We start from the raw sequence: 11384 nt of genomic DNA on the forward strand, positions 1-11384 counted from the left end.
ACACACAAGTCTGAAGTAGTTTACGAATCTGGTTTTTACCCCACCCTAACCCTCCCCGATATATTGGGGAGGGAACCAGATTTCCGGCTTCCCCCTAATACATCCTACGGTGTACACACAAGTCTGAAGTAGTTTACGAATCTGGTTTTTACCCCACCCTAACCCTCCCCGATATATTGGGGAGGGAACCAGATTTCCGGCTTCCCCCCTTTATAAGGGGGGATTGAGGGGGGTAATTTAACTTGTGTATAAACAGTAGCCTTAAAAAGGGGAGCAAGAACAAGCTTAATTATTAGCAGAACAATTGCGTAAACGCGCAACGGTTTGTCGTTAAACATCGCTTGGCATAGATCCTGATTCTCTCATTTAAATTGCTATCAAAATTCATTAATAAAATAAAGATGTATTCATAACTGAGGAACGGGAAATCAATCATGCTAAATTACGATCCATTAGCTTGTTTGCCCTCATCTGAGGAGCTACCAGACTCTGATGATACCCCCGTAGATAATGAATTACAAGATTTGATTCCGGGTTTACTTAAAGCGCTTCTAGCAATGGCATGGCCAGAACGCATGGATTGGTTTTTTGGCGTAGATATGGGTATTTATTATGACCCAGATTTACCGCCAATCGTGCCAGATGGGTTTTTGAGTTTGGGGGTAGAGCGATTTTATGATGAAAACCTCCGCCCCAGTTATGTGCTTTGGGAAGAGAGGAGAGTACCAATATTAGCGTTGGAAGTGGTATCTCAAAACTACCGTGGCGAATACTCAACTAAAAAAGCCGAGTATGCAAAACTAGGGATTTTGTATTATGTAGTCTATAATCCATTTCGTCGCCGAAAGCCACGGTTGGAAGTATATAAATTAATTGATGGTGGTTACACTGCACTAGAAGATGGTAGTCCCGTTTGGCTACCAGAGATTGGTTTAGGAATTGGTATGGAACGGGGAACTTATCTAGGCATTCCCCGCGAGTGGTTGTATTGGTACGATCCGCAAGGACAAAGGCTTTTAACACCACAAGAACAGGCTCAACAAGCTGAAAGACGCGCCCAATTATTTGCAGAACGATTAAGATCGCTCGGTGTAGATCCTGATTCTCTCACCTAAATTGCTGTAAAGACTCGTCCACGAGTATAAAAGACTCATCCACGAGTATAAAAGACTCATCCACGAGTATAAAAGACTCGTCCACGAGTATCAAAGACTCGTCCACGAGTATAAAAGACTCGTCCACGAGTATCAAAGACTCGTCCACGAGTATAAAAGACTCATCCACGAGTATCAAAGACTCGTCCACGAGTATAAAAGACTCGTCCACGAGTATCAAAGACTCGTCCACGAGTATCAAAGACTCATCCACGAGTATCAAAGACTCATCCACGAGTATCAAAGACTCATTCACGAGTATCAAAGACTCATTACAGCAGTTTTCATTTACTTAAACCGCACTCTTGCATTCTTGTCTGTGCCTCTGCATGAGACAAAAAATCTTTCGGTATTCTTTCAACACCAAGCTGTAATTATGAATTACGAATTAGTTGCAATAACCGCCTCAGAATTTATTCTGAGGCTAATAGTTAAAGTCGTCTAAAGACGACTGGTAAAAAATTACAGTCCACTTGAGTGGACTTAGGCTATTAGCCTAGAAATTTATTTCTGGGCGGGCGATGGTGCTAATCGAGAATCGTGCAAGATATAAGCTAATCTTCTTCACTCTGTAGTTTATGCTGCACTCTGGCAAAACTTGCACTCACACTTTCAGCATCCGGTGACTCCAATCGCTGCAAAATCTCTAAAGCTGGTTGCAAATAGGATATCGCTTTAGTGTATTCACCCTGTTGTTCTGCCAAATGTCCTAAACACCACAGAGTCATTGCTTTACCTTGGACATTACCAATGCCTTCTTCTATTTCCAAAGACTGATTATAGAGTGCGATCACTTCATCCACTTCCCCTTTGTTGGCGTAGATACGTCCCAGTTTGTGCAACGTCGCCGCTTCGCCTTGGATATTACCAATACGTTCAAATATTTCTAAAGACTGATTGAAAAGTGTGATCGCTTCATCCACTTCCCCTTTGTTGGCGTAGATACGTCCCAGTTCGTGCAACGTCGCCGCTTTGGTTTGGACATCCCCAATGCGTTCAGTTATTTCCAAAGACTGATTGAAAAGTGCGAACGCTTCATCCACATCCCCTTTGTTGGCGTAGATACGTGCCACTTGGTGCAACGTCGCCGCTTTGGTTTGGACATCACCAATGCGTTCAGTTATTTCCAAAGACTGATTGTAGAGTGTGATCGCTTGATCCACTTCCCCTTTATTGGCGTAGATACGTCCCAGTTCATGCAACGTCGCTGCTTTGCCTTGGACATTTCCAATGCATTCATTTATTGACAAAGACTGATTGAAAAGTGCGATCGCTTGATCCACTTCCCCTTTCGTGGCGTAGATATATCCCAGATTGTTCAGCGTTGCCGCTTTGCCTTGGACATCTCCAATGCGTTCTTTTATTTCCAAAGACTGATTGTAGAGTGCGATCGCTTCATCCACTTCCCCTTTGTTGACGTAGAGAATTCCCAGATTGTTCAGCGTTGCCGCTTTGGCTTGGACATTACCAATGCGTTCATTTATTGACAAAGACTGTTTGTAAAGTGCGATCGCTTGATCCACTTCCCCTTTATTGGCGTAGATAAGTCCCAATTGGTGCAACGTCCCCGCTTTGGTTTGGACATCTCCAATGCGTTCAGTTATTTCCAAAGACTGATTGTAGAGTGCGATCGCTTGATCCACTTCCCCTTTATTGGCTTTCAGTATCCCAAGATGATGATAAATTGACGCTAATTCTGCTTCGTCTTCTGCGGAACAAAGATTTAAAGCTTGTTGATAATAGTTTAATGCTTGCTCAACCTCACCCATTTGGTGTTCACAACAAGCAATTTCTCTGAGAACCCTATGGTTTTTAGTAATTTTTAAGGTTGATTTACACAGATGTATTGCTTCCCGAAATCGACTTTTATTCCGCAAGCGGTTCGCCAATGGACTAGCTATTTTCCCAGCAATTTCTTCATCCTTCCCCAACAACGCCAAGCGATGAATTTCTAATCCTTGCCCTTCCGTAGCAATTCTCGCCTCCCACCACAGACGATACAAAATTTGTGCAGCTTGTTTATACAACTCTTCACCCTTGGGGTTTTCTGGAAACTCTAGCAACGGTGACAAAATCCGGGGAACACGATACAACCTCTCTGTGTTGTTGGTGAGGGTAACTTCCAACAAACCCAAAATTTCAGCGCGTTGAATATGACTTTCCCAACTTGAGATATCCTCACAAATCGGGGAAATCGCAGCTAGAGGAACAGGTAACTCATACACCAACAACTTCCCCAGCATTTGACGCAAAGCTGGAGTTTGCTGCTTCAGCAATTCCTGTGCCAAAATATCCTCACGAAATTCCTTTTCCTTATCTGCCATCTTTTGCAGAATCATCTCAACTCCCTTCTCCGCTTCCAGCGACTTGGGGGAATTTTGCAAAATCTTATCTAACCATTCCAACAGCCGAGGATTTCCATCAGCTGCTTGTTTGGCACGTTCCGGCAAATCTGGCTGAAATTGCCAACTGCCATTAAACGAATGCAGACGATTATACTTTTTAATTAAATCTGCCCCACCCAAAGCCCCCAGAGGTTCGCGGTACAGACGATGATTCAGTTCCGACAATGTGAAATTGTAGCGACAGGTAATAATTACCTTGTGGGGAAGTTGGGAATTTTGAATCGCCTTCAGCAACGCCAGCAGTACATCCACAACTTGTGGTTGCAAGACATAAACCCCATTTCGTAATTCCAAATTAGCCTCAAAATCATCCAGCACAAAGGCAAAGCGCTGTTCTTTGGTATTCAGTCCTTCAGTGAAAAACTTGGTGAGGCGCTGCATCAAGGGTAACTTGCCATTGAGAATTTCATGCCCCCATTCCGAGGTACATTGTTCAGCAAGAGTTTTGAGCAGTTTGTCCTCATCCAGTTGCCGAAAGTTCACCAGCCTGTGATAGCCAACCATCCTTTCTAATAGTCGCGCCGTCACAGTACTCTTACCCACACCCCCCAATCCGTGAATTAGTACCCCTAATGAAGTGCGAATTGCTTTTAGACAACGTTGCAAAGTCCGCCGTCTGCCAACAAACTCAGAGGGTTTCGCCACCCGCACCTGTTGGGTATCGGGATCTAAAAACTGTTGATATGCAGGTTCCGGCGCAGAGAGTGGCAAATCTCGCAACACTTCCACCAACGCACCTGGACATTCTCCCTGGACATATAACCGTAACAAATGCCAGTCACGCACATTCTGTTTAAACAACTGCTGATAAGTGCTAGCGAGTGCTTGGACTAATTGATATCCGGCTGCCAATTTGCCGTAGAGGTGGGCGGCGGCGGCTGTAGCTGTCCGATCTTCCACAGGCCGTCCCCAACTTAAAACCGCCCTAGCGCCTTGGGCAATCAGTGCCTCAGCCATTGAAGGCACAGCCCCTTTATCTGGTGCTTGTCCAGTCCGACACCCAGATAAAAACACCAACTTGGGAAAGCGAAACCGGAAGACTTCCGCCAGTTCTGCGGCTGTGGTTTCGTGGCGATCGCCAATTTCCGTCTCGGTGATAAAGTAAGGCGTGTAAGGTGCTTCATCTTTAATTGAGGCGTGTCCTGTGAGGTGAAACACATCAAAGTCATCAAGATAACGACTCCACACCTTACCCAACTCGCTCACGCAACCGCTTTCTTCCACCCGCAAATCTACAGCAAAATCTCGCGTATCAGCCAGAATTCTCGCTTCTTCCTGTTCAAACTCTAACTTTGGTTGCACATCTTCCGGGTCGGTTGCCATAAACAATACTCGCAATTGTCGTGCTTCCACAGAAAACGGTTCCGTTTCTTTCTCAATCCAGCGCAGAGGTAACACCACTGGATTAACCCGCTTGACCAAAAAATCCTCACCATCATGCAACACTTCCCAAGGTAGATGTGCCAGTTTTTTATCAGTATCAATGGCAATTACCAACCCCTCACCGCGACAGTCAGCAATACCTCGACTCAACCAGCGTCCATCGCCATCCAACCAAAAAAATAACTGCTGCCCGATTCTTGGTAAATAGGGCAGCAGATTATAGTAATCTCGTTCACCTTGTTTAAGGAAATTAGCGATTTCTGCCAATTTCAGGCGACGTGATTCATAGTGATTATTTTCAGGTAGCCAATATCTGAGTTCAACTGTTTCCTGCGTACTTTCCCGAAGTTGAATGCGGATAGTTTGCACTTATTTGCTGATAGATTTGAGGATTTCCGTGATTTCCTCTATAGTAGCTTCTTCGAGTAAAATCCTGTTTCCAGTCTCAGGGTCAAGAATTACCACATCAAATTGCTTTCCTAGATGGGATTTATGCCATTCTTGATACCATTTGCGGATTTGTTCAGCTAAAGCAGCAGCACCACCCACAATCCCGACAATGGTAGCAACAGCTGCTAGAGTCGCCTCTTTTTGGCTAGGAACTTCGTAGCTTCCCGATATTCCGGGAATTTCTAGCAAAGCCTCGGCTGCTGCTGGTGCGTTTTCGCCTTCAATACCAACTTGAATTTCAGCCATTAAATTACCTACGAATTTATCCAAGATTCCGTATATTATCCATTGAATTGGGGATAAGATTCACGCACAGACGCAGAGAGGATTAAAATTAACTGTTAAACAAGTTATAGCTGCAAGTCAAATCCAAAAACTATGAGAAATTCTAAAAATGGTGTGGACTTCCCTACATGCAAAAATACATCGCACCATCCGATCGCGCCACTTATTTGAGCGCAACCAGCGCCTATTAATCGCTGTATCCGGCGGACAAGATTCTCTGTGTTTAATAAAATTACTTTTAGATTTACAATCCAAATGGGGATGGTATTTGGGTATTGCTCACTGTGATCATCGCTGGCGTTCTGACTCCCAAGCTAATGCTAATCACGTCGAAAATTTAGCTAAAACTTGGGGTATATCCTTTTATTTAGAAACAGCGAGCAAACCTATAAATAGTGAAGCTACTGCACGCGATTGGCGCTATCAAGCTTTAAGTGCGATCGCTCAAGCAAACAATTATCAGTATATAGTTACAGGACACACCGCCAGCGATCGCGCCGAAACTCTCCTCTACAACTTAATTCGCGGTACTGGTGCTGATGGCTTACAAGCCCTAACTTGGCAACGCCCTTTAACTACGGGCATTATGCTAGTACGTCCATTTTTAGAAATCACGCGTACACAAACAGAGCAATTTTGTCAAGAGTTTAAATTACCAATTTGGGAAGATTCCACCAATCAAGATTTGCAATATGCCCGCAACCGCATTCGCCAAGAGTTACTACCATATTTACGGGATAATTTCAACCCTCAAGTAGAATCAGCCTTAGCCCAAACAGCAGAACTTCTCCAAGCAGAAGTAGAATATCTCGAAGAAGTTGCGGAGCAGTTGCGGAAAAAGGCTATGGGTATTGAGGATGAGGAAGATTCTCTTACTCCTCATCTTCCCTTACGCTTAAATCGTCGGATATTGCAAAAAGCACCATTGGCAGTGCAACGTCGGGTGATGCGTCAGGTATTGCAGCAAATACTGACTGATGCAGCGAGTTTTGAACACATCGAAAAATTAACGGCTTTAATTATAGCGCCCAACCGATCGCAAACTGATCCATTTCCTGGTGGTGCGATCGCTCAAGTAGAAGGCGACTGGATCTGTTTTAAATGTTAAGACGCTAATAATTCTGGCTGAGATATTAAACTCTCAAGAGTATGACGCAATTGGGCGATCGCTTGAAGTTGATAATCACCAATTTCCTGAAATTGATTCAAAGATTCTCCAATTTCTTGCAGCTTTTGCCGTAAGCCATCTAGAGAATCCTGAATTGGTTGTAGTGCTTCTTGATACAAATTCACCCGACCCCAGTACTCAGCAGTTGTTCTTTGCAGGGACAGCAAGTTTTCCTCGATCGCTTTGAGTTCTTGGCGCTTTTCATCCAAATCGTGAGTTTGATTGTCAATCATTCCCTGATTTAGCTCAATACCAGAACGAATCTGCTCAATTTCCCGTTCCAATTTTGGGATTTCCTGTAAATATTGTTGCCGCTGGTTTTCAATTTGTAACAGAATCGGTTCTAAATTAATTTTATTGTTACTTTCTGCTTCGTTAGTAAGAGTATGTCCTTGCCGCCGTAGCAGTACAGTTTGGTGTTGCTTGAGAAACTTCTGATGCTGTAGCATATTGCGGCGTTGTCCCACCAAACTGGAGTTTAGCATCTGGTAAAGGTCTTTTTCATCCGTTAATTCCAGTTCCAAATTGATGTGGTCATGGTCAGATGCGTGATTTATTTTAGTTTGGAGTTCTTCTATAGCTTCTTGTTTATATGTAAGTTCTTGTTCTTGATCATGAACAAAGCTAGCGTCTATTTGCACCTTATATTGCAAGTCTTGCACTATTTTTTGTAGTTCTTCTAAAGGCATTTTTTCCAAAGCTTTCACATCAGCTTGCTGGCCAAGAACTACATCACCAGATGTTGCTGCTAAAGAGTGAATCTGTTGATATAACTCTTCGGCGTTTCGTAATTGCTCTTTGATTATCCGAGCATACTCTTGCTTGCTAGTAAGGTCTACTGTATTTATCTGTAATTGGGCTGTTTGCTGAACTAGAGAATTTTGTGCTTGAAGACATGCATTTTGGCGATCGCTAAAAGTTTGTGACAAACGCTCAACTTCTTCTTGCTGTTGAGCGATCGCAGTTTTTTGCTCCTCCAGTTTTTGCCAGTGGGGGGTGAGAGTAGCTTGCTGCTTTTGAACCAATTCAAAAGCCAGATGCAGGTGTTCTCTGACTGTTTCCGTCGGAGCAACACGACTAGATAAGCGATCGAGTAACTCACTCATTACCCGACTTTGCTCCTCATCTAAAACTGTCCCCTGTTGGAAATCCGCTTGATGCTCCTCCAGGCGACGCTGCTCACCATGCAAATGCTCCCAAGCGCCTTCCAATTCATGGCGGTTGCGCTCAACTTCTGTTTGTAACCGTTCAATTTCTTGGCGGGATGTGTCAACTTTCTGTTTTTGCTCCTCAAGTTGTTGCAACTCATCCTCCAATTGTTGCAACTGTTCTGAGCGTACTTCCATGTCCATTTCACGGCGATTCAACTCTTGCGCCTGAAACGTTAGCGACTGCTTCCACTGATCAATCTCATCTTCCTTGAGCTTAAATTTCTCCAATTGCCGAGAAAAATTCTGCAAAATGTTGACCAGTGGACGCCCTGCTTCTTGAATCCGCTGCACTTGACGATTCGGATTTAGTTCAACTAGTACCAAAGCACCATCATTTAATTTGCTTGCGTCCTCAGCAGCAATCACTTCTTCCGACACAGTACTCCAATTCTGGTCAGTTCGCTGACAAGCTAGCAGTTTCAGTTCGGTTTTGGCACCGCCACCAAGTAAACCACCTTTCTGTTTTTGTACTTCTGCTAAATACAGCACACCGTTAGTCCTTATTGATGCACTTAAAGTTCATGTTTTGGGATATACCTTAAATAATTCTGTTAACTTGTCTCACTGAACTGAAGTTTAGGAGAACAAGACAGACAAAACTATAGACGCGAAATGTTACGTCTTGATACTTATAAAAGCGAATTGGTCGCGCCTTTATATTTTGTACTGATGACAGTGATGATGACTTCCGTGTTAACACTAGCTTTGTCGAAGTGGATTACGAAAAATTAAGGTTTATGGCTTAATGTATTCTCGGATGAGAATAAAGATACAGAGTAAAAATCTTTTCAATACTCCATAATCAATACTTAAAGAAGAAGTCAAAATTCACAATTCAAAATTCAAAATTCAGCAATACTTAAGGAGCACTTTTTAGCTAAATGCAGGGAAATTTAAATGAAATTGATATTTGCAGTATCCTACAATTGATTGAGTTGGGACAGCGAACTGGGCAACTATGGGTGGAAGCTCATAGCTCTCACCATAACAACAGACTGGGTGGAGATGGAGCAAGCATTTATCGTCTCCAACAACAGTCTTGGTTCGTGTTTTTCCTCAATGGTGAAATCATCTATTGTCAAGAAGGTGAGAGTAGTTTATCTAGAATTAGCGATTATTTACGTCATTACCGAGTAGAGATGCGACTTACCGACAAACAAATTGCCTCCCTACCATCAACCGACGCCCCAGAGTATGCGTATCTTTGGGCACTCTTGGAGCGGAATATCATCAACCCAAAGATAGCTGGTAGTATTATTCACGGCTTGGTGCATGAAACTCTCTTTGACCTGCTGAGTTTACACCAAGGTAACTTCATTTTCCATCAGGGTGCGGCACTTGCCCCGCAATTAAACACTTTCGAGATTGCTCCATTTGTTACAAAAATTACGAAGCAAGTGCAAGAGTGGAAGCAACTATATCCACACATTCAGTCTCCAGAACAATTGCCAGTGCTATCTGACAAAGTTCAGCTACAATCCTCGCTACCAGAAGCAACCGTAAATAAGCTGCAACATTGGGCTGATGGTAAAACATCCCTGCGTCAACTGGCTCGCTATCTTAACCGAGACATTTTGACAGTCGCTAAGGCAATATATCCATATGTGCAACAGAGTTGGCTACAACTAGTATATTTAGAGACGACTAAACCAGATACCCACACGGATAGCTGGGAATTGAAGGCAAAACAAAAGGGGCGGATAGTATGTATTGACGATGCGATCGCCATCGGTGAGACTGTAAATTCCATCTTACAACCACAAGGTTATGAAGCGATCGCTCTCACCAATCCTTTAGAGGCACTGAGTCTGGTGTTTCAACTCAAGCCGGATTTAATTTTATGTGACATTGCCATGTCGGAATTGGAGGGGTACGAGGTTTGCGCCATGCTGCGACATTCAACAGCATTTCGGCTCATACCGATTATTATGCTTACTGGTAAAGATGGATTTATTGATCGAGTCAAAGCTAGTATGGTCGGGGCAACAGATTATTTAACAAAACCGTTTACAGATACTGAGTTGCTTATGCTCGTCCAGAAATATATCAACAACCAATGAAAATTGGGCATGGGGGAGCTACTGCGTTGTCCGGGTTCCCCCGCTTAAGGCAAGTGGCGTCATGGGGCAGAAGAATTTTAGATTCTGGATTTTGGAAAATGGAATTGAACAATCTATAGCAATCGCATTAATCCAAAATTGAGAGCGCATGGGCACATGAACAGATCGAAGATTTGTTGATCTACTAAAAGATGAGTTAAAAGATGTTATCACAGAGTCAGCCAACTCAGTGAAACGTCAATATCCGGGAAAATAGTGAAAAATAGAATTAATTTATACAGTTAATCCTTGCGGAGGAATCAGGGAATGTTCCAAGTAGGAACGTCTACATCAGGAGGTAAATAGACACTTATGAGTACAGTTCTGATTGTGGAAGACAGTATCGCGCAAAGGGAGATGATTACAGACCTCCTGAAAGCAACTGGCTTAACAGTGACCCATGCCAGTGACGGATTAGAAGCATTGGAGGCAATTCAAATAGCACCTCCCGATTTAGTGGTATTGGATATTGTCATGCCCCGGATGAACGGCTACGAAGTTTGTCGGCGGTTAAAATCCGATCCAAAAACCCAAAATGTCCCTGTGGTTATGTGTTCTTCCAAAGGCGAAGAATTTGATCGCTACTGGGGCATGAAGCAGGGTGCAGATGCCTACATAGCCAAACCGTTTCAACCAACCGAGTTGGTAGGAACAGTCAAACAACTGCTGCGAGGATAAGGATAAAAGCAATATGGTCAGCAAACCGGACTTTTTAAGTGGCAGTGGTCAAGACCATTTCCGACCTGAATTACAAGTAGAAAGTCCTGAAGGTGAGTTACATTTGAGGTTTTACATTCCCTCGCATCAGGAGTTTGCACTACAAGCAACTGGTATTCGGGAGGTAATTGAACTAAGTCCTGATAGAATCACCCCGATTCCTAATGCTTCTCCTTTACTTTTGGGTACTCTAAATTTACGAGGTCGAGTTATTTGGGTGGCTGATTTGGGTCAATTTCTTGGGGAAGCAAGTGCATTAAACACGGATAGAGCTGAAATTTCGGTGATTGCCATTGAAGAGCAAGACACGATAGTGGGTTTAGCAGTCGAGGAAATTGGTGGTATGGACTGGTTGGATGTCCAGAATCTCATGCCATCAATTAGTGTTCCAGATACTATGGCTCCCTTTTTACGTGGAGAGTGGTTACTAAGTGCTAAAAACAAACAGTGTCTGCGACTGCTCGATCAAATGGCAATTTTACGAAGTGCGCGGTGGGCAGGATGAAATTGGA

At 43.5% G+C, this 11384-nt stretch carries 9 protein-coding genes; 5 read left to right on the forward strand and 4 right to left on the reverse strand.

The window, feature by feature from the left end; all coding sequences use genetic code 11:
* Window positions 1–434: 434 nt before the first annotated feature.
* Complete coding sequence (locus tag V7K35_RS05820; RefSeq protein WP_335077148.1) at window positions 435–1115, forward strand: Uma2 family endonuclease; 681 nt, start codon at window positions 435–437, stop codon at window positions 1113–1115.
* Here the strand turns inward: V7K35_RS05820 and V7K35_RS05825 are convergent.
* The 3 genes from V7K35_RS05825 to V7K35_RS05835 form a co-directional block, all read right to left on the reverse strand.
* Window positions 1108–1410: a hypothetical protein gene (locus V7K35_RS05825; protein WP_335077149.1), complete on the reverse strand. Its 303-nt coding sequence runs from the start codon at window positions 1408–1410 to the stop codon at window positions 1108–1110. The two genes, V7K35_RS05820 and V7K35_RS05825, sit on opposite strands and share 8 nt — an antisense overlap.
* Before the next feature lie 298 nt (window positions 1411–1708).
* Window positions 1709–5311, reverse strand: coding sequence for a tetratricopeptide repeat protein (locus V7K35_RS05830; protein WP_335077151.1), 3603 nt, complete (start codon window positions 5309–5311; stop codon window positions 1709–1711).
* A complete protein-coding gene (locus V7K35_RS05835; protein ID WP_335077153.1) occupies window positions 5312–5638 on the reverse strand; it encodes a hypothetical protein in 327 nt (108 codons plus the stop codon).
* Between the two features lie 148 nt (window positions 5639–5786).
* On the opposite strand from V7K35_RS05835, the gene tilS reads away from it, so the two are divergent.
* Window positions 5787–6785, forward strand: a complete 999-nt coding sequence (gene tilS, locus V7K35_RS05840) for a tRNA lysidine(34) synthetase TilS (protein WP_335077155.1) — start codon at window positions 5787–5789, stop codon at window positions 6783–6785.
* Here the strand turns inward: tilS and hmpF are convergent.
* A complete protein-coding gene (gene hmpF / locus V7K35_RS05845) occupies window positions 6782–8545 on the reverse strand; it encodes a pilus motility taxis protein HmpF (RefSeq protein WP_335077157.1) in 1764 nt (587 codons plus the stop codon). The two genes, tilS and hmpF, sit on opposite strands and share 4 nt — an antisense overlap.
* 392 nt (window positions 8546–8937) lie before the next feature.
* Here hmpF and V7K35_RS05850 point away from each other — a divergent pair, with 392 nt between their 5' ends.
* The 3 genes from V7K35_RS05850 (at window position 8938) to V7K35_RS05860 (ending at window position 11377) form a co-directional block, all read left to right on the forward strand.
* Entirely contained in the window at window positions 8938–10116 is a 1179-nt protein-coding gene (locus V7K35_RS05850) for a response regulator (protein WP_335077159.1), read from the forward strand.
* 351 nt (window positions 10117–10467) lie between these two features.
* Window positions 10468–10833, forward strand: a complete 366-nt coding sequence (locus V7K35_RS05855; protein WP_069073698.1) for a response regulator transcription factor — start codon at window positions 10468–10470, stop codon at window positions 10831–10833.
* A 13-nt stretch (window positions 10834–10846) separates the two neighbouring features.
* Window positions 10847–11377, forward strand: a complete 531-nt coding sequence (locus V7K35_RS05860; protein ID WP_334794248.1) for a chemotaxis protein CheW — start codon at window positions 10847–10849, stop codon at window positions 11375–11377.
* Window positions 11378–11384 lie beyond the last annotated feature (7 nt).

It is taken from the genome of Nostoc sp., from assembly GCF_036917275.1.
Classification (GTDB): Bacteria; Cyanobacteriota; Cyanobacteriia; order Cyanobacteriales; family Nostocaceae; genus Nostoc.

Excerpts from the sequence above, each read along its gene's own strand:
- V7K35_RS05835 (WP_335077153.1), bottom strand. The coding sequence starts at position 5,638 with ATGGCTGAAATTCAAGTTGGTATTGAAGGCGAAAACGCACCAGCAGCA.
- V7K35_RS05850 (WP_335077159.1), top strand. The coding sequence starts at position 8,938 with ATGCAGGGAAATTTAAATGAAATTGATATTTGCAGTATCCTACAATTG.
- V7K35_RS05820 (WP_335077148.1), top strand. The coding sequence starts at position 435 with ATGCTAAATTACGATCCATTAGCTTGTTTGCCCTCATCTGAGGAGCTA.
- V7K35_RS05860 (WP_334794248.1), top strand. The coding sequence starts at position 10,847 with ATGGTCAGCAAACCGGACTTTTTAAGTGGCAGTGGTCAAGACCATTTC.
- V7K35_RS05855 (WP_069073698.1), top strand. The coding sequence starts at position 10,468 with ATGAGTACAGTTCTGATTGTGGAAGACAGTATCGCGCAAAGGGAGATG.
- tilS (WP_335077155.1), top strand. The coding sequence starts at position 5,787 with ATGGTGTGGACTTCCCTACATGCAAAAATACATCGCACCATCCGATCG.